The sequence below is a fragment of the Hyphomicrobium sp. genome, assembly GCF_036262015.1.
In the GTDB taxonomy this organism is placed as follows: domain Bacteria; phylum Pseudomonadota; class Alphaproteobacteria; order Rhizobiales; family Hyphomicrobiaceae; genus Hyphomicrobium_C.
The window spans coordinates 96,529-116,384 of record NZ_DATAJR010000001.1; the positions used below are offsets into that span (position 1 = coordinate 96,529).

General features: G+C 60.3%; 15 protein-coding genes. 3 read left to right on the top strand and 12 right to left on the bottom strand.

All coding sequences use genetic code 11. From position 1 onward, the window contains the following. Positions 1–45 precede the first annotated feature (45 nt). The 11 genes from VHO05_RS00520 to VHO05_RS00570 form a co-directional block, all read right to left on the bottom strand. On the bottom strand, positions 46–1,119 hold the full coding sequence (locus tag VHO05_RS00520; protein WP_329644649.1) for an HD domain-containing phosphohydrolase: 1,074 nt from the start codon (positions 1,117–1,119) through the stop codon (positions 46–48). Between the two features lie 23 nt (positions 1,120–1,142). Continuing rightward, complete coding sequence (locus VHO05_RS00525) at positions 1,143–1,823, bottom strand: Hpt domain-containing protein (RefSeq protein WP_329644650.1); 681 nt, start codon at positions 1,821–1,823, stop codon at positions 1,143–1,145. A gap of 201 nt (positions 1,824–2,024) precedes the next feature. Next, positions 2,025–3,785 carry a hypothetical protein gene (locus VHO05_RS00530; RefSeq protein ID WP_329644651.1) on the bottom strand — a complete coding sequence of 587 codons (1,761 nt, stop codon included), beginning with the start codon at positions 3,783–3,785 and terminating at the stop codon, positions 2,025–2,027. A gap of 15 nt (positions 3,786–3,800) precedes the next feature. Beyond that, entirely contained in the window at positions 3,801–4,895 is a 1,095-nt protein-coding gene (locus VHO05_RS00535) for a chemotaxis response regulator protein-glutamate methylesterase (RefSeq protein WP_329644652.1), read from the bottom strand. Continuing rightward, complete coding sequence (locus VHO05_RS00540) at positions 4,859–5,779, bottom strand: CheR family methyltransferase (protein WP_329644653.1); 921 nt, start codon at positions 5,777–5,779, stop codon at positions 4,859–4,861. Before VHO05_RS00540 ends, VHO05_RS00535 begins: the two co-directional genes overlap by 37 nt. A 109-nt stretch (positions 5,780–5,888) precedes the next feature. Continuing rightward, positions 5,889–7,721 carry a methyl-accepting chemotaxis protein gene (locus tag VHO05_RS00545; protein ID WP_329644654.1) on the bottom strand — a complete coding sequence of 611 codons (1,833 nt, stop codon included), beginning with the start codon at positions 7,719–7,721 and terminating at the stop codon, positions 5,889–5,891. A gap of 50 nt (positions 7,722–7,771) precedes the next feature. Then, entirely contained in the window at positions 7,772–8,245 is a 474-nt protein-coding gene (locus VHO05_RS00550) for a chemotaxis protein CheW (protein ID WP_329644655.1), read from the bottom strand. Between the two features lie 22 nt (positions 8,246–8,267). After that, positions 8,268–9,965, bottom strand: a complete 1,698-nt coding sequence (locus VHO05_RS00555; protein WP_329644656.1) for a methyl-accepting chemotaxis protein — start codon at positions 9,963–9,965, stop codon at positions 8,268–8,270. 38 nt (positions 9,966–10,003) lie between these two features. Then, positions 10,004–10,468, bottom strand: a complete 465-nt coding sequence (locus VHO05_RS00560) for a chemotaxis protein CheW (RefSeq protein ID WP_329644657.1) — start codon at positions 10,466–10,468, stop codon at positions 10,004–10,006. Then, positions 10,465–12,477: a chemotaxis protein CheA gene (locus VHO05_RS00565; protein WP_329644658.1), complete on the bottom strand. Its 2,013-nt coding sequence runs from the start codon at positions 12,475–12,477 to the stop codon at positions 10,465–10,467. The genes VHO05_RS00560 and VHO05_RS00565 overlap by 4 nt, the downstream gene beginning before the upstream one ends. A gap of 4 nt (positions 12,478–12,481) precedes the next feature. Further along, positions 12,482–12,847 carry a response regulator gene (locus VHO05_RS00570; RefSeq protein ID WP_329644659.1) on the bottom strand — a complete coding sequence of 122 codons (366 nt, stop codon included), beginning with the start codon at positions 12,845–12,847 and terminating at the stop codon, positions 12,482–12,484. Between the two features lie 848 nt (positions 12,848–13,695). On the opposite strand from VHO05_RS00570, the gene aceE reads away from it, so the two are divergent. From aceE to lpdA, 3 genes are read left to right on the top strand one after another with little or no spacing between them, the layout of a single operon-like run. Beyond that, on the top strand, positions 13,696–16,383 hold the full coding sequence (gene aceE, locus VHO05_RS00575; RefSeq protein WP_329644660.1) for a pyruvate dehydrogenase (acetyl-transferring), homodimeric type: 2,688 nt from the start codon (positions 13,696–13,698) through the stop codon (positions 16,381–16,383). 15 nt (positions 16,384–16,398) lie between these two features. Next, entirely contained in the window at positions 16,399–17,712 is a 1,314-nt protein-coding gene (locus VHO05_RS00580; protein ID WP_329644661.1) for a 2-oxo acid dehydrogenase subunit E2, read from the top strand. 20 nt (positions 17,713–17,732) lie between these two features. Then, positions 17,733–19,157: a dihydrolipoyl dehydrogenase gene (gene lpdA / locus VHO05_RS00585; protein ID WP_329644662.1), complete on the top strand. Its 1,425-nt coding sequence runs from the start codon at positions 17,733–17,735 to the stop codon at positions 19,155–19,157. An 87-nt stretch (positions 19,158–19,244) separates the two neighbouring features. Here the strand turns inward: lpdA and VHO05_RS00590 are convergent, their stop codons facing one another. Next, on the bottom strand, positions 19,245–19,790 hold the full coding sequence (locus tag VHO05_RS00590; protein WP_329644663.1) for a PRC-barrel domain-containing protein: 546 nt from the start codon (positions 19,788–19,790) through the stop codon (positions 19,245–19,247). Positions 19,791–19,856 lie beyond the last annotated feature (66 nt).

The window sequence follows — 19,856 nt, forward strand, 5'->3', positions numbered from 1 at the left end:
GCCCTTTTTCGTGTCCGCATTTTGCGAGCTTCCGAAGCGGCGGTCTCAGGCGACCGCCAGCCACTTCGCTTCGTGTTCCTCAGCCTCGCCGTTCTCGATGACTTTAAGAACGTCATCCCAGCGCGTGAGGAAGGCCGTTACGCAATCCGGGTCGAAGTGCGTTCCGGATGCCGAGAGAATTGCTTCACGTGCTTCATCCGGAGACCACGCTGCCTTGTAGGGCCGTTCGCTGGTCAGTGCGTCGAAAACGTCTGCGATTGCCGCGATTCTGCCGAAGAGCGGGATGTCGGCTCCTTTGAGCTTGTTTGGATAGCCAGTCCCGTCCCAGCGCTCGTGGTGTGACACCGCGATCTCGGCGGCGATGGCGATAAGCGGGGATTTGCTGTCCGCCAGGATCTTATAGCCATGGAGTGTGTGGTGCTCCATGACCGCGCGTTCCTCGGCGGTCAGCCTGCCGGGCTTCAACAGAATGGAATCCGCGACAGCGATCTTGCCGATGTCGTGCATTGGTGCCGCGAGATAGAGCGTGCGGCACTGCTCGGCGCTGAGGCCCATTCCCTCGGCGATCAAGAGGCAATAGCGCGCCATACGCGCGATATGCGATCCAGTTTCCGTATCTCGGTACTCGGCCGCGCGCGACAGGCGATAGATGATCTCCTCTTCGCGCTCTACAAGCTCGCGCGTCGCGTTCGCCACCTCTTCGGCGAGCCACGACACCTTGTCGCGAAGCTTATTCTGCGCAACGCGCAGCTTGAGAAGGTTGCGCAGCCGGGCCTTCACCTCTATCGCGTCGATAGGCTTTCTGAGAAAGTCGGTGGCGCCTGCATTGAGGGCCGCATAACGCGTGCTGGCCTGCTCGCTTGCCGTTATCATGACGACCGGCAAGTCTTCAAAACGCTCGTTCTCGCGAAGCCTCTTGATCAACTCGATGCCGTCAATGTCTCCCGGCATCTCGTAGTCGACCACAGCCATATCGATGTCGAGGCGCGGAACCTCCCGCAGCGCCTTCGCCGGGTCGTCGAACGTCACCGCCGATGCGCCAATCGATTGGATGATCTGTGACAGCAGCAACAATGTCGTCGCGCTGTCGTCAACGACAAGGACGCGCATCCTATGCATCCGACATCCTCCCCGCCGATGCCTTAGGCCGCGTTGGCTACAGCGTGCAGGATGGCTTGCGAGCTGCGCAGAGCTGCAGCCATGCGGGCAACGGTCGCCTTGTAGGCATCCGCCGTCAGCGTTCCCGCGTCGCGTTCCAACATCGCGACGTCGGCCGCAAGACCCGTGAGACCGAACGTGGCCGCAGATCCCTTAAGGAGGTGCGCCTCGCGCCTGATGACGTTGACGTCCGCATCCGCCGAGAGCTGCTCCAAGGAGGCCAGACGCGCCGTCATCTCCGAGAAGAAGACGTCGAGCGACTGACGGACCGCTGTTGCACCAATCTCATTAATGAGCGTGGCGATGGCAGCCGTATCGACTTTAATGTTGTCTTCTGTCGCCGCGGCTGCGGCTGGCGCTGGCGGATCAATCCGCGACGGCATATCCGCCGGCGAGACTTGAGCGCTTTGCAGTTTCTGAAACGCCGTGCTGTCGGCCGGAGCGCCGATGAAGATCTGTTTGCCCTTCGCCGCAACCGACTTCTGCGCTGCCAAGGCAATCTGAACGAATGTGACATCGAGGTCGTCGATCTCAGATATATCGACGAGAACTGCCTGGTTGTGATCAAGCGCCTGCAGTACCCGCGCGCGGCTCTCTGCGGCTCCGGCAAGCGTCAGCGAACCCTCGCAGCGCAAAACGAACATATCTTGGTGTGCAGGACCCACTGCAGGCCTCCGTGGCGATCAAGTCCTGCAGCGGACGCATTGCAGGCGGACGTCCACTAGGGACTTCCACCTGCGACTATGCGGCGCACACGTTAACAAACGGTGGTTGTGAAAGCCCCGATTTGCGGGAGTTTGGCGCGACATATTCGTTTACGTCGATTACCCCGGCATTCGCCAAGGAACGGACGCGACGCCTGTCGATCAGAAGAGAATGCTTTCGAGATCTTCATCCGCCGACTGAGCTGCGCTGCCGGAGGCCGTCAGGCCAGAGGACTCGCCACCTTGGGACTGATTGGCGTGAACATTGCGCTCGGCCGCCATCGTGTAGCGATTGCCGAAGAACGAGGCCGCGACGGTTTTGGCGCGCGGTGTGTCGCCTGCCTCTGTGGTCGCGCCGCTCAGGACCGCCAGAATGTTACGGGCCCGTTCAAGACGGGTTTCAAGATCATCTTGCTTCCCCATGCTGGCATAGGCCGACTGCAGATTTTCGCGCACCTTCTCTCCTTCGCGCGTGAGCGCAGCCAACGCGCTGGCAAGCTGGCTTCCGCCTTCCTGGAGCGCGGACAGAGCGCCTGACATGCGGTCGACGAGCTCCCGGAGACGATCGGCGCTGATCGTAGCGTTGTGCGCCTTCAGCTTTTCAAACTCCGCGAGCGTGAGATCCATGGCCTTGATGAGATCTCGAGCGTGCGTCGTGATGAAGTCTGCGGAACTGCGGAGCTCGCGTGAAATGGCACTGAGCGTGCGGCCCTCGTGCCCCAATCCATCCGACTTCAAATGCGCATTGAGTCCGATCAAGCGCACACCGCTGACAACACCTACGATGCCTTGGAGGCTACCGGCCTGAGCGTGAAGCGCAGAGAACCTCGCCCCCACGCTTTCGTTGAGCTCGCCAACACGGCTAAAAGCCTTTTGACTATCTTCCAGCAGCCCGCTGGCGATATCGATACGCCCAGCCAGCTCACCCAGGAACGACTGATCGGCGGCTCCACCCGAGCCATAGAGCGAAGCACCTTGATCGGCCATCGCCGACGCATCCCGAGATAGCTGCGATATCTCGTCTTCAATGGATCGCGTTTCACCATGTAGATCGGCGAGTGAATGGTCGATCTGTGAAGCCTGCAGATGTGCGACCTGCGCGGCCACACATTCACGCTCCTCGCGGGTGAGACCGGCCCACCACTGCTCGCCCTCGGCATCCTCCGGGGCCAAAAGGCCTTCAACGAGCGCCTCGATCGCTTCGTGCACGTGCGCCAAGCGCTGGCTGGTAATATCGGCGATTTGCAATGCCGTGATGATCTTACCGATCGACGCCGTTATTTGACGTGACCGTTCACCGATGCGCGACGCCTCCTGCAGAACGGCTGTCCGCCGATCATCGACTGACCGCAAATTGCGTTGGATCTCGGTCGCGATCGAACCCAACTGCGTGCGGTGCCTGCTGTTGAATTCCGTCAACACGTCGCGGGCGGTTTGCAGCACTTGGTGGGCCTTGCGCTGCTCGCCGCTGTATTGATCGATTGTGGCTTCGGCCGTCGCCGCCAGCTTGGCAACGTCGTACGTGAACGTCAGCATGTCCTGGCTGTTGGACTTCAACGCGGACGCTTCGATGCGGGCGTTTATGGCAATACAGGCGACAATCTTTATGTTGTCGCGGAGCTGGTCCAGCCGCTTGCCGATGTTCGAGTTTGCGTCGAACAGCTCGTCCATGACGCCGATCTGGTTCGGGATCAGATCGTGGATCGTGGCGCAGTCCTGGGCAACTTCCTCGAGCGTCATCGCCCCGTTGTCCAATTCGTCATTCGAGAGGGCGCCAGGCAACCCATCGAAGACCGATGTCAATGCATGGAAGGCGCCAATGGCCGCCACGAGTTCGTCGCCAGCCACGACAAACGCCTTCGCCCGCTTCGAAAAAGCGCCGTCCATCAGGCTTCCGGCTTCAATCAGGTCATCGATCTTCATTTGGTGACTGCCAGGTTAGGCGTGGGCGTAATTGATTTTGCGAATTTCCGACGGGATCAGGTCGAGCGGCAGAATTTTTCCGGCGGCCCCCATCTCGATGGCGACTTTCGGCATGCCAAAGACCACACAGGTCGCTTCATTCTGAGCGATGGTGTGGGCGCCGGCGTTCTTCATCTCAAGAAGTCCCTTGGCACCATCGTCGCCCATGCCGGTTAGCAAAATGCCAAGCGCATTTGCCCCCGCGTACTGGGCCGCAGAACGGAACAGCACATCCACAGACGGACGATGCCGCGAGACGAGCGGGCCATCCTTGATTGTGACCCGGAAGCTTGTGCCGATGCGGTTCAGCAGCATGTGATGGCTGCCGGGCGCGATGAGAGCGCGTCCAGGCAGGACTTCGTCCCCGTCCATTGCCTCCCGGACATTGATCTGGCACAGGCCATCGAGACGCTTGGCGAAGGCGGCCGTGAAGTGCTCCGGCATGTGCTGCACGATGACGATGCCGGGGCTATCTGCCGGCAATGCCACGAGGACATCCCTCAGAGCTTCCGTGCCGCCCGTCGAGGCTCCAATGCAAACGATCCGATCGGTCGCGCTCCGCATTTTGCTGGTGAGGCGCGGCGGCGGCAGGATGACATCTGCCGAAAGCTTGGCCTGCACCGGGCTGCTCCTGCGCGGGCGTGTCTGCTGCACCTTGGCGCGCGCAGCGGCTCGCACAGCATCGCAAACACGCGTCCGGGATTCCATCAAGAAGTGGGTGGTGTCGACGCGCGGCTTGCCAATGACCTCGATGGCGCCCGCATCGAGCGCTTCGAAGATGACATCAGACCGCGAGTCCGTACGCGACGAGCAAATGATGACTGGAATAGGCCGCTGGCTCATGATCTTGCGCAGGAATGTCAAGCCGTCCATGCGCGGCATCTCGATGTCGAGGATCATGACATCGGGAATTTCGCGGCGGATTTTCTCGGCTGCCGAGAACGGATCGGCGGCCGTTGCCATCACCTCGATGTCCGGCTCGGCGCCCAGGATGCTCGTCAGCACCTGACGCACGGCCGCCGAGTCATCAACGATCAGGACGCGTATCGGCGCTTTTGAGCTGGCTGCCATAGGGTTTGCTCTGCTTTTCCTGCATTCTTACGGAACACGGTCGGTACGATTTGCGCAATCTCGGAATGGTTTCCGCCTGCCATCGACTCGGAATGACCCAGCACAAGATAGCCCCCGGGTCGTAAATGGGAGATGAGTCGCGCAACGACCGCGTCCTGGATTGGCTTCGAGAAGTAGATCAGGATGTTGCGGCAGAAGATGACGTCCATGTCCCGATCGACGGGATATGTGGGATCCATCAGATTGAGATGGCGAAACGTCACGTTGCGGCGCAGCTCCGGCACGATGCGAACTTCCGCGCGCCCCGGCTGTCGCGCCCGCATCAAATAGCGGCGCTGCATCTCCGGCGGAACCGGCGCAATCATTTCGAGCGGATAGATGGCCCGTGTGGCCTGGCGTAGAACGTCAGTGCAGATGTCGGTGCCCAGGATCGAATAGGAGTTTCGCGCTTTCCCACGCAGAGCGTCGTCCAGCACCATCGCTATTGTGAACGCCTCTGCCCCAATGGAGCTTGCCGCACTCCAGATCTTGATCTGACGGCCCTGACCAGGCGAGCCCCTCTCCAGAATTTCTGGAAGAATGCGGTTGACCAGAATATTGAAATGATTGGGCTCGCGGAAAAAATCCGTCTTGTTGGTCGTCATACAGTCAATGAGATGCGGGAGCTCCTCCTCAAGAGCGCCGTTCTCGAAAATATAGTCTCCGTACCTTTCTACGCTGGAAAGCCCGAGCGCCTTCATGCGCTTGCGAAGCCTCCCTTCGACCATGGTCCGCTTGTTCGGCGGCAAGCGAATGCCGACCTTCGTCTCGATCAGCTTCGACAAATAGATGAAGTGCTGGTCGCTGAGCGTGCCTGTTAAGGGAACATGGCTGGATGCGTGCATCTTTTTCGTACTCACGGGAAGTGACCGCGGGTTGGAGCTGATGTCGTGTTTGTTAGGGTATCGACCGGCTGCCCAAGGGCGGCCGGTCGATTGAGTGAGTTGCAGCCGCTCAGCCTGCGCTCTGACGCTTGAAGTCTGCGTCGAGGGATTCGTCCTCGTTCATGTCGAGCGCGAAGCCGTGGCTGGTGGACGTGTTCGCGGACACTTTCGCAGGTGCCTTTGTCTTGGGTCGCTGAAACGACTGAGCTTTGGCGATCTGGGCGTGCACGGCCGGCTTGTCGGCTTTGGCCCCCTTTCGCCCCGACGCACGGCCCGACACGGCCGACGAATCGACCTTGAAGAAGGAAATCGTCTCCTGGAGGCGCTCGGCCTGATTGGCGAGTTCCTCGGCGGTAGCCGACATCTCTTCGGATGCGCTGGCGTTCTGCTGCGTGACCTTGTCGAGTTGCTGGATCGCCTGGTTGATCTGAGCCGACCCCACATCCTGCTCGCGGCAAGCCGCCGAGATTTCCTCGACCAGCTCGGCCGTGCGCTTGATGTCGGGGACAAGCTTGTCGAGCATGCCACCGGCTTCCTGAGCAACCTTCACGGTTTCACCGGACAGCGTGCCGATCTCGGCCGCGGCCGCCTGGCTACGTTCGGCGAGCTTGCGCACTTCGGACGCGACCACCGCAAAACCCTTGCCGTGCTCGCCGGCGCGGGCCGCTTCGACTGCCGCGTTGAGCGCGAGCAGGTCCGTCTGACGAGCGATCTCCTGCACGATGGTGATTTTCTCGGCGATAGTCTGCATCGCAGACACCGCACGTCCCACGGCCGCGCCCGAAAGCTCGGCATCCTTGGCCGACTGGCGGGCAATGCGCTCCGTCTCGCCGGCATTGGCCGCGTTCTGCTTGATGTTGGCTGCCATCTCTTCCGACGAGGACGACGCTTCCTCGCAGGACGAGGCCTGCTCCGTGGCGCCCTGAGACAACTGCTCGGACGTCGCCGCAAGCTCCTGGCTACCCGATGACACGTTGTCAGAGGCGCTTACGGCTTCGGAGACGACACTCGTCAACTTCTCAAGCATGTTCTCCAACGCGATGCCGAGCGTGTCCTTGTCCGACTGGCGCTTTGCCTGAACAGTGAGATCCCCGTTCGAGATCGCGTCGGCGACTTTTGCACTTGCATTCAAGTTCGAGGTCATGCGCATCATGGCCTCAACGAGGTCCTTGATCTCGTCATTGGATGCGACCTGAACCTTCTGATCGAGATCGCCGATGGCAACTGCGTTGGCAAGACCAACGGCCTTACCTAGCCCGCGGCTAATGTTGAGCGACAGCCAGATGGCAACAGCGATCGAGAACATCAAGACCGCGCCAGTTACGGAGAGCAGCACGTTCCTCGAGAATTCATAGAGATTGTGGGTTTCCGCGTCCGTTTGCGCCACACTGCGATCGACCTCGGCCGAGATCTGTTCGGTGATCTGGCGCATTTGATCCGCAGACACGCGGGCGTCGCCCATCGAGAGAGCAGCACCCTGCGCGTTGGTCTCTGCCGTATTCTGCGTAGCCAGGGCCATGATCTTATCCTGGATCAAAGCAAATGCGGCGATCTTCGTTTTCAGCTCGGCAGCTTTGGACTTAATGTCGGCGTTCGAGGACGCGAGGAGTTTTTCCAGTGCGGCCGTCGCCTTGTCCCGTGCATCGATGACACGATTCTTATAGTTCTCAATTTCGGTCGCGTCGGTAGTCATCACCATATTCTTCTCGTTGCGAACGCCCTGATCAATGGCGCTGACGAGATCGGCGGAATTGTTGAGATCGGCAACGGGACCGGTCACCATCTCCGTGACCGCCGTGTTGAGGGAGCTCAGATCGATGATGGCGAGCGTAGCCATCATGCCGGTCATCAATGTGAGCATACTGAAGGCGATGCCAAGCTTGGCTTTGATGGTCAGGCGCATAGAAGGTGGTTCCCGCGTTTGGTAGATGGTCTGATAAGTTGTTTCGGAAGCTAGGCAGCGTACTGGTTGCTCGTGCCGTCAATTAGCGTTGGTGCGTCGTCGGCCAGAAGGCGGGCGAGGTCTAGAACGACGACGAACTTGTCCCCCCTGCGCCCGATGCCTGCGATGTGGTTCGATTGCCATCGGCAGCCTGTCTCCGGCGGCGCATCGAGACGGTCGTCGTCGAGTCCGGTTACTTCAAAAACGCGGTCCGCTACCAAGCCGATCAGCGTCTTGCGGCCCTGCGCTGCAAACTCCAGAACCAAGATGCGCGTGTTCGACGTTGCGTCTATGCGCGGTAGACCGAACTTGGTGCGCAAATCGATCACCGGAACAGCCACACCACGGACGTCGATCATCCCCAGGAGTTGCTGAGGAGCATTCGGGAGCTTCGAGATCTCGCACATGTCGAGGATCTCCCGCACCGTCTCGACAGGGAGCGCGAACGTCTCTCTGCCGACGCCAAGCGTGACAAACTGTGTCATGGGTTGCACGGTCCGCTCTCCCTTAGCCTGCGCTCTGACGCTTGAAGTCTGCATCGAGCGCCTCGTCGTCGTTCATATCGAGCGCAAAGCCGTTTCCATTGCTTTTGGGAGCAACTGGCTTCGCTGCAGATGCCTTCGCCTTGGGACGCTGGAAGGACTGGGCCTTCGCGATCTGCGCATGCACGGCGGGCTTGTCGGCTTTCGCTGCCTTACGGGCGGCGATCGCCGACGACTCCACCCGGAAGAAGGCAATCGTTTCCTGCAGCCGGTCGGCCTGGTTGGCGAGTTCTTCGGCCGTGGCCGACATCTCTTCCGAGGCCGACGCGTTCTGCTGCGTGACCTTGTCCAGCTGCTGGATCGCCTGGTTGATCTGAGCCGAGCCCACATCCTGCTCGCGGCAGGCGGCGGAGATCTCCTCCACCAGTTCAGCCGTGCGCTTGATGTCGGGGACAAGCTTCTCAAGCATGCCGCCGGCTTCCTGCGCTACCTTCACGCTGTCCGAGGACAGCGTGCCGATCTCGGCCGCCGCAGCCTGGCTGCGCTCGGCGAGTTTGCGCACTTCGGAGGCCACAACCGCGAAGCCCTTGCCATGTTCGCCAGCGCGGGCCGCTTCGACAGCCGCGTTGAGAGCGAGCAGGTCCGTCTGACGGGCGATCTCCTGCACGATCGTGATCTTCGAGGCGATGGTCTGCATCGCAGATACCGCGCGGCCGACTGCGCCACCCGAGAGTTCGGCGTCCTTTGCGGACTGACGGGCAATGCGTTCCGTCTCCCCGGCGTTGGCCGCGTTCTGCTTGATGTTTGCCGCCATTTCTTCCGAAGAGGACGACGCTTCCTCGCAAGACGACGCCTGCTCCGCCGAACCTTGAGCAAGCTGCTCCGACGTCGCCGCCAACTCCTGGCTACCGGACGAAACGTTTTCGGACGCGGACAGGGCCTCGCTAACGATGTTGCGGAGGCGTTCAATCATGACGTTTACCTGAGCCAGCATGTCGCCGATCTCATCGTTGGTGGAGATCGTGACCGTTTCGGTCAGATCGCCGTCGGCTACCTTGCTGACGGCAGCATTTGCCCGGGACAAACCACGGCTGATCGTGAGTGCAATCCATACGGCGAAGCCGACCGCCGTCAGGAGCGCGACAGCGACGATGGCGAGCATGAGCATGCGGCCGGTTGAATAGTCCTCATCCGCGTTCTTCTTGGCTTCCTGCATGCGCTCAACGTTCGCCTGCACACCTTCTTCCAGCAACGCGACGAGTTCTTGAGCGTGGACGCGGGCGTTCCCCGACGAAAGGCTCGATGCCTCGGTCTGCTTGTTCTCGGCAACGAGGTTGCGGATCTGTTCGTCGTCCTTCGTGAACTTCTCCATCGCGACCTTCAGGTTCTTCCAGTAACCTTTGCGGTCGGCAGCTGCAGTCGATTCCATTTCCTCACGCAGCTTTTCGAAGGATTGCCCGTCCTCGTCGCTTGCCTTGATGAAGCGCTGCGTCTCTTCCTGCGACGTCGCCAGGATCAGGTTTTTCTGCGACCTGATTATCTGCAGCGACAGGATGTTTAGCTGTTGCACCGCCTTGAGACGATTTGCGTAGTCGTCAACGACCTCGTCGAGACTCGCCTTCGAAGCCGAAAGGCCGGTCAATGCGAAGGTAGCCATTCCCGCCATCAATGCGATGATCAGGCCAAAGGCGAGCATGAGTTTAAACTTGATCGTGAGGCGCATGGCGTTGGTTCCGTTTCCAGGAGGCCGCTATTTTCTGTCTAGTTGAAGATACGTTCCATATTGGGGACGACGACGAAGTCGTCCTTCCATTTGCCGATGAAGCGAATGAATTCTGCGCGCCAGTGCATTCCAATTTTCGGCGCTTCCTCCATCGAGGCCGCCGGAATTTCGGTGACCTCGTAAACCTTGTCCGCGACAATCGCGATCAGCGTCGGGACGCCGTCGAAATCGATCTCCGTCACGATGAAACGCGTGTCGATATTCGTGTTGGCGATTTCCATGTCGAAACGCTTGCGGAGATCCGCGACGGGAACGACTTTGCCGCGCACGTTGATGATGCCGCTCAGGAAACCGCGTTCTCCGGGAACTTCGGTCACGGGCACAGGATCGAGAATTTCCCGCACAAGGCCGACGTCGACCGCAAACAATTCGGATTGGAGGCCGACCATGAGGACTTGCATCGAGTCCTTGCTGGTGCTCGCCGTTGAGGCTTCTGTTGTCATGCGACGGCCCTCTGATTGGCAGCCAACCCGCGCTCGCGCGACTGGCCGAGTTCAACGACGTGCGCGATGTCAAGGATGAGCGCAGTGGTTCCGTCTCCGAGAATGGTCGCTCCCGAGAACGTCCCGACGTCAGCGTGCAGCTTGGATAGAGATTTGATCACCGTCTGGTGGCTGCCGATGATCTGGTCGATCACGAGGCCGACCTTGGTTTCGCCCGCCGAGACGATGACGACCTTCTGATGCAGATCCGGCGGCGTGTTCGAGCCGAACAGCTCGCGCAGTCTCAGGAACGGTACGAGATCGCCGCGGATATTGAGGAAGCTGCGGCCGTTCGAACGCTTGTCGGCGCTCTCCGAAAGCTCGACGCACTCCTCCACTGCAGACAGCGGAATGATGTAGCGGCCGTTGCCGACGCGGACCAGCAGGCCTTCGATGATGGCCAACGTGAGCGGCAGCCGCAGCGTGACTTGCGTTCCCTGCCCCGGCGTTGAAGCCAGATCGATCTTGCCCCGCATCTCGTCCATGGACCGCTTGACGACGTCCATGCCGACGCCACGTCCCGAGAGCTCGGACACCTGCTTTGCGGTCGAGAAGCCGGGGTGGAAGATGTACTGAAACAACGCGGCATCCGAGATGTCTGCGGATGCATCGATCAGCCCGCGTTCGATGGCCTTGGCGCGGATTCGGTCGCGATCGAGGCCGCGACCGTCGTCGGTCAATGTGAGCAGAACCTCGGCACCGGCGTGGCGGGCGCTAAGGCTGATGTGGCCGGTTGCTTCCTTGCCTGCCTTGCCACGAGCTACGGGGTCTTCGAGACCATGATCGATGGCGTTGCGGATAATGTGGACCAACGGATCGGCGAGACGCTCGACGACGGTCTTGTCGAGTTCGGTTTCTTCGCCGGACGTGACGAATTCAACCGGCTTGCTGAGGTCGCGCGACAGATCGTGCACCAGGCGGCGGAAGCGCGTGAAGAGCGATCCGATGGGAACCAAGCGGATACCCATCGTCGTATCCCGGAGGCCGTGCGTGAGACGCGCGATTTCTTCCGAAACGAGACGGATCGACGTATCGCTCGTACGTTCGGCAATCTGGGCGAGCCGCGCCTGCATGATGACGAGCTCACCGACGCGGTCCATCAACTCGTCCAGACGTTCTGCCTGGACGCGGATGGTGGTGTCTGCCTTCGTTGGGCGGGCTGCGACCGTCGGGGCATCTTTTTTCTTGTGCTGTACTTGGTCCACCTGCGAGGCGGAAATTTCCTGCTGCGGATCCGCGGCGTGCTGAGCGACCGGCTCAGCCTCGACACGCTCGATATCGAGGTCCATTTCGTCGGCGACGAATACAAAGACGTATTCGATGTCCGATCGCGATGCCGCCGTCGTCAGCCGGGCGGTCCATGAGATGTAGCACTGCTCGGGATCAAGATTTTCTAGCGGGGGCACCTCAGAGACATCCGCCTCGATGGCGCAGTCACCGAGCGCACGCAACTCTTCGAGGAGCAAAAGCGGGTTGGCACCGTTGACAAGCACATTGCGCTTGAAGCGCATGCGGATGATCCACGTCGCCATGCCAGCCCCTGCCGCGGGAACAGAGGCAGTGTGGATCTTGGGCGCCCCACCAGCGGTGGTCGGTCCACCGCTGGTCAGGTCTTGAAGGCGCTCCAGAATGTCGGTGCCTTCCTTTTCGTTCGCGCTGTCAGGCCGATCGACCAGCGACCGGATATGATCCTTTGCAGCCAAGGAGATCGAGATCACGTCCCCGCTGATGCGGGCCTCTCCTTTGCGAATGCGGTCAAAGAGGCTCTCGAACTCGTGCGTGAAAGCCGCGACATGTTCGAAGCCAAACATGGCGCCCGATCCCTTGATCGTGTGCAGCGCGCGGAACGCGCTGTCGACAAGGTCCTGGTCGCCTGGCTTGCTCTCGAGATCGAGAAGAGACTGCTCGAGACGATCGAGCAGCTCGGATACCTCGTTGCGGAATGTTTCGTTCAGGTCGACCTGGCTCATTGGATCACTTCCCCAGAACCTTCTGAGCAACCGCGATCAGCTGCTCCTGCTTGAATGGTTTGGTGATCCAGCCGGTGGCGCCGGCGTCTTTCGCCTGCTTCTTGAAGCTCTCGTCGGACTCCGTCGTGAGCAGGATAATCGGCACGCCCTTGTAGGTCGGGAGTTTGCGCAGCTCGCGTACGAGCGTGATGCCGTCCATCCGAGGCATGTTGAGATCGGTCACGATCATCTGAACGGGCTTGGCCTTTGCCTTTTCTAGGCCTTCGACTCCGTCAGCCGCCTCATGGACTTCGAAGCCCGCTTGGCTGAGCACCAGCTTGACCATCTGCCGAATGCTCGGAGAATCGTCGACCGTCAGAACGGCTTTCATCGTCACAGTCTCCTACAGGCGCAGCTCGCCTCAGCAGCGGCCGCGCGCCCCCGTTTTCGGAAACCCGTCTCCAGGCATTCCGAGTGAAAAACTCACGTCTTTGATTTCGTTGACCCGTCGAACCCCAAAAACCCTTGCAGCGCGACCTCGCTGCAATAGCCCCGTAAAACCCTTCGCGTTGCCTCTACGCCGCATATCCCGTTTTGTTCGGTTTTGGCACTAGTGCATCACGTTTCGAAACCATAGGTGGCGGATGGTTAAAACTTTTCTCGATTGAACTTCGTCTTTCAATTTTTTTTATACAGTGCACAAATTATATCGGAATATTTTTCGACTCCCCTCTTTCCTCCCGCAACTTTACTCTCGACAGGATTTGATTTTATCTTGCGTTTTCTGCATGTTATTTGTTCACAAAGTCGGCGCTCTTTGTTTTTTTGAGACTTTTCTCGGCGAAACGCTTCCATCCACTCTCGAGTTTATGAATCGACTCGAAGTTGTGCATCTTTCGGATATCGGCCCACTGCACAACTTCTGCGATTATTGCCCATGCAAACACAATAATTCCTCACAGGTTGCAAATACGCGAGAAACAGAAAACTCCGGATGAGAATTTGAGTTTCGCCGAAATTGGCGGTCGAGATTGAGTCGACTTCAATCAACAACTCAGATTCGCCTATCGGCTGCGCGCTCCCGAGCGCTCAATTCGCAACCTCCAGCAGCGCAGGGCATCCCCCCTGGGTAAACCGCCAGCCATGCTGCGCCAGGTGTTACTATCCAGAGATCGGTCACACACACGCGTCAGGATCCCTATATCGTAGTACAGGGCGCCCAAGAGTGGAGCTGATCCTATGGCCAGAACCGTACTCGAGATCACAGGCGACGAAGAAAAGGATGCAGAGGCCCGCGAATGGGTCGAAGCGATTTCCTCCGTCATGGCCTTCGACGGCAGCGAGCGTGCGGATTTCCTGCTCGGACGCGCAGTCGAGATGGCGCGGAGGCAGGGCGCGCGGCTCCCCTTCGCCGCCAATACGGCCTACATCAATACCATTCCGCCGCATAAAGAGGCGCAGCACCCAGGTGATCGTGAGATCGAGAACCGCATCCGCTCGGCCATCCGCTGGAATGCACTTGCGATGGTGCTACGCGCCAACAAGGCGTCGAGCGAGCTTGGCGGGCACATCGCGAGCTTTCAATCCGCCGCAACGCTTTACGACACCGGCTTCGCGCACTTCTGGCATGCGCCGAGCGCGGGCCACGGCGGAGACCTCGTGTTCTTCCAAGGCCATTCTTCTCCGGGGATCTACGCGCGCGCCTTCCTCGAAGGGCGCCTGACCGAAGACCAGCTTGTGCACTTCCGACAGGAATCCGATGGGCGCGGTCTCTCCTCCTATCCCCACCCCTGGCTGATGCCGCACTTCTGGCAGTTCCCGACCGTCTCCATGGGGCTCGGCCCGATCATGGCGATCTATCAGGCGCGCTTCCTGAAGTATCTGCATGACCGCGGCTTCGCAGATACGTCCAACCGCCATGTCTGGGTGTTCTGCGGCGATGGAGAAATGGATGAGCCGGAAAGCCTCGGCGCGATTTCTCTCGCGGGACGCGAAAAGCTCGACAACCTGATCTTCGTCATCAACTGCAATCTGCAGCGGCTCGACGGGCCAGTGCGCGGCAACGGCAAGATCATTCAGGAGCTCGAAGGCGGTTTCCGGGGAGCGGGCTGGAACGTGCTCAAGGTGATCTGGGGTTCGAACTGGGATCCGCTGCTTGCGCGGGATACGACCGGGCGTTTGCGCCAGCTCATGGAGGAATGCAACGACGGGCAGTATCAGGATTTCAAATCGAAGGACGGCGCCTATATCCGCAAGAACTTTTTCGGCCGGTATCCGGAGACGGCCGCGCTGATCGCCGATTGGTCCGACGAGAAGATCTGGACGCTCACGCGCGGCGGTCACGACCCCCGCAAAGTCTATGCCGCCTATGCCGCCGCTGTCGCGCATAAGGACCAGCCGACAGTTATTCTGGCGAAAACCGTCAAAGGCTACGGCATGGGCACCGCCGGCGAAGGCCAGATGATCGCTCATCAGCAGAAGAAGATGGGCGTCGACGACATCAAGCGCTTCCGCGACCGGTTCAGCGTGAAGCTGAGCGACGACGATCTCGAAATGCTGCCGTTCATCAAGTTCGCCGAGGGCAGCCCTGAGCTGTCCTACATGCGCGAGCGGCGCGCGGAACTCGGCGGCTCGCTCCCGCAGCGGCGCACCAAGACGACGTTCAAGCTCGACGCCCCTCCACTTTCCCTTTTCGATACGCAGCTCAAGGGCTCAGGCGAGCGCGAGATCTCCACTACGATGGTCTTTGTGCAGCTCTTGACGAAACTTCTGCGCGACAAGGCGCTCGGCCATCACGTCGTGCCGATCGTGCCCGACGAGAGCCGAACCTTTGGCATGGAGGGCATGTTCCGCACCTTCGGAATCTACAGCCAGGTCGGCCAGCTCTACCGGCCGGAAGATGCTGAGCAGCTCATGTACTACAAGGAAGATCGCACCGGGCAGATCCTCGAGGAAGGCATCACCGAGGCAGGAGCGATGGCGTCCTGGATTGCTGCGGCGACGTCCTATTCCTCGTCCAACGTGCCGATGGTGCCCTTCTTCATCTACTATTCGATGTTCGGCTTCCAGCGCATCGGAGACCTTGCCTGGGCTGCCGGCGATATGCGCGCGCGCGGCTTCCTGATCGGTGGAACATCCGGACGCACGACGCTCAATGGCGAGGGGCTACAGCACCAGGACGGGCACAGCCACATCCTGTCTTCGACCATTCCGAACTGTATCTCGTACGATCCAGCGTTCGGTTACGAGCTGGCCGTCATCATCCAACATGGCCTCAAGCGCATGCTCGATGATCAGGAGGACGTCTTTTATTACATCACGGCGCTCAACGAGAACTATGTCCACCCCCCAATGCCGGATGGCGCCGAAGATGGCATCATCCGCGGCATGTACCTTTTGAAGTCAACGGAGCCCTCGGCAGCCGGCAAGCCGAAAATCCAGCTCCTGGGATGCGGCGCGCTTCTCAACGAGGTGATTGCGGGCGCGGCACTTCTCGAACGGGATTTTGGCATTGGGGCCGACGTCTGGAGCGTGACAAGCTTCACCGAGCTTCGGCGCGACGCGCTCGCCGTAGAGCGCTGGAACATGCTTCATCCGACTGACACGCCGAAGGTGCCTTATGTCACGCAGTGTCTCGCCTCGCGCGGCGATGCACCGGCCGTGGCGTCGACCGACTATATGAAGCTGTTCGCCGATCAGATAAGGCCCTTCGTGCGCGGGCCGTATCATGTTCTCGGAACCGATGGCTTCGGCCGGTCCGACTATCGGCGCAAGCTGAGACAGCACTTTGAAGTCGATCGTCACTACGTCGCCGTCGCCGCGTTGAAGGCGCTCGCCGACGACAACAAACTACCGTCCTCGAAAGTCGTCGAAGCCATCGCCAAGTATGGGATCGATCCGGACAAAACAGATCCGGCCTACGCCTAGGGAGTTCCTCTCTCCATGTCCGCAATCGAAGTCAAAGTTCCCGACATCGGCGACTACAAGAACGTGCCGATCATCGAAGTGCACGTGAAGCCCGGAGATACCGTGAAGCGCGACGACCCGCTCGTCACGCTCGAAAGCGACAAAGCAGCCATGGAAGTTCCCGCGCCGACTGCGGGCACAGTCGCCGAGCTGCTCGTCAAGCTTGGCGACAAAGTCAGCGAAGGATCGGCGCTCCTCCGGCTCGCCTCGGATGAGGCCAAGGCTGAAGGCGCTGCCGTTGCGGCTCCGTCAGGCGACGCGGCTGCGAAGCCGCGCAGCGAAGGTGCGCCCGAAGAACCCTCAAAGGCGACGCACGACGGCACTGCCCCCCAACCCGTGGCTCCCGAGGACAGCGCCACGGATGGCGACGCCCCTAGACGCGTGCAGCTGCCGCTCGGGTCCGACTTTGGTGGCGTCCACGCCAGCCCCTCCGTTCGCCGGCTCGCGCGCGAGCTCGATATCGACCTCATACAATTGAAGGGAACCGGCGAGAAGGGACGGATCACGAAAGAGGATGTGAAGCGGGCGCTCGGCGCCGTGGCGTCCGGCGGAAGCGCAATTCCGGAGATCCCGGCTCAGGACTTCGCCAAGTTCGGGCCGATCGAAACCAAGCCTCTCACACGCATCCAACGGCTCGCGGGACCGCATCTCTCCCGCTCCTGGCTCAATATCCCCCACGTCACCCAAAGCGACGAGGCGGACATCACCGATCTCGAGGACTATCGCAAGTCGCTGGATGCGGCCGCCAAGGAGAAGGGCTATCGCGTCACGCTGCTCGCGTTTCTGCTGAAAGCGTCGGTTGTGGTGCTCAAAGAGTTTCCGGAGTTCAACTCCTCGCTCGCGCCCGACAGGCAGTCCTTGATTCTTAAGCGCTACTATCACCTTGGCGTCGCCGTCGACACGGAGGATGGGCTCGTCGTGCCCGTCATTCGCGACGTCGACCGCAAAGGGATCATCGAGCTTTCGCAGGAACTAGGCGACGTGTCGAAGCGGATGCGCGATGGGAAGATTTCGCCCCACGACATACAGGGCGGCACCTTCTCGATCTCGAGCCTCGGCGGAATCGGAGGTACGGGGTTCACGCCCATCGTCAACGCACCGGAAGTGGCCATCCTGGGTGTCGTACGAGCTGCGATCAAGCCGAAGTGGGACGGCACCGCGTTCATTCCTCGGCTCTTTCTCCCACTGTGCGTCAGTTACGACCATCGCGTGATTGACGGCGCCCTGGCGGCGCGCTTCACGCGGAGGTTGGCAAACATTCTAGAAGATGTGCGTCAGCTCGTGCTGTAAGCGATCCGGAGACATGTGACGTGGCGAACCACGAGACAATTATATGCGACGTTGCTGTCCTCGGCTCAGGGCCCGGGGGGTACTCGGCGGCATTCCGTGCCGCGGATCTGGGGCTCAAGACGATACTAATCGAGCGAGACGCGACGCTTGGCGGTGTCTGCCTCAATGTCGGATGCATTCCTTCAAAAGCGCTGCTTCATGTGGCCTCGCTTATCGCAGAAGCCGAAGCCTTCGGCGCATATGGCGTGGATTTCGGCAGGCCGCGCATCAATCTTGCGCGTTTGCGCGCCCACAAGGTTGCCGTCGTCGGCAAGCTCACGAACGGGCTGGCCGCCATGGCCAAGGGACGCAAAGTCACTGTTTTGCAAGGGACGGGGCGTTTCTCAAGCCCACATGAATTCGAAGTCACGCTTGCCGACGGCTCCCAAACGGTGCGCTTCGATAAGGCCATCGTCGCAGCTGGTTCGGAGCCCGTCTCAATTTCATTTCTTCCCGAGGATCCGCGCATTGTCGACTCGACGGGCGCACTCGACCTTCCCTTTATCCCGAAACGCATGCTGGTCATTGGCGGCGGGATCATCGGGCTCGAAATGGCGACTGTCTACGCTGCGCTCGGCAGCCGCGTCGACATCGTCGAGATGCTGGACGGACTAATGGCGGGCGCGGATCGCGATTTGGTCCGCGTGTGGGAGAAGCACAACGCGCAACGCTTCAATCGTATTCTTCTCAAGACGAAAGTGGCAGGCGCCAATGCCAAACGCGACGGCATCCATGTGCGCTTCGAGGGGAAGGATGCGCCGGAGAGCGTGGAGCCGTATGACCTCGTCCTCGTCGCCGTGGGGCGAACTCCCAACGGGACACGGATCGCGGCCGAGCGCGCTGGTCTTACAGTAGACGCGAAGGGGTTCATTCCGGTCGATCGGCAAATGCGTACGAACGTGCCGCACATTTTTGCCATTGGCGACATTGCGCGCGCTCCCATGCTTGCACATAAAGCGGTACATGAAGGGCACGTTGCTGCTGAAGCCGCTGCCGGAAAATCAGCGCATTTCGATGCGCGGCAGATTCCTTCCGTTGCCTACACCGATCCCGAGATCGCGTGGACAGGCGCGACTGAAGACGAGCTCAAAGCCAAAGGTGCTAAATTCGGGAAGGCGGTATTCCCATGGGCTGCCTCGGGACGGGCGATCGCAATGCGACGCGATGAAGGTTTCACCAAGCTGCTCTTTGACGCTGACAGCAAACGCGTTATCGGTGGCGGCATTGTCGGAGCGCACGCCGGTGACCTCATCAGCGAGATCGGCCTCGCAATCGAGATGGGCGCAGACGCCGTGGACATCGGAAAAACCATTCACCCGCATCCGACTCTTTCCGAATCCGTCGGCATGGCAGCGGAGGTGTTCGAAGGCGTCTGCACCGATTTGCCGCCGCAAAAGCGCGTGTAGCGCCGCCATTCGAGCGACAATCACGCAAACAAAGAAAGGGAACGATCGCTCGCTCCCTTTCTTATTCGTCGCGCTCAACGCGAGGCTTTACTGGGTTACTTTCGAGGGCGCGTAGTACTTGAAATCCGGCGCGCTATCGAGAGCTTCCTTCGTGCTGTTGATCGTGACCCGCATGGAGCCATCAGCGTCACGGTTCAACTGAAGGTCACTGAAGGCCACGGCTACAAGCTTTTCGCCCATACCGAGGAAGCCGCCGACGCCGATGACTGCGTTCGAGATCTTCCCATCCGGGCCGAGGATGAGGTCGTTGATGTCGCCGACCTTTTCATTGGCCTTATTGTATACACTCAGACCGACGAGCTTGGACGAACGCCACTCATCAGAAGCCTGGTTCGCGCTGAAGGTGCCGGCCGTTCTCTCGGCCTTCGTGGTAGGGCCGGCATCCGCTGATGGCGAAGGGGCCGGAGCGGGATCAGTGACGGACGGAGCCGGCGCCGGTGTTGTCTCCGGCATGTTTTCTGCGGGAGCCGACGGAGATGGCGACGGCGGAGGCGTGGCCTGTGCGAATGCGGTCGCTGCGCCAACAGCAAGGGCCGCAGGCATTGCGATTGCAGACAGCAACTTCGATTTCATCTGATATCTCCCTTAGTCTTTAAATACTGCGCCGCACTGCCTCGGCATCACCAAAGCGTCAGCCGA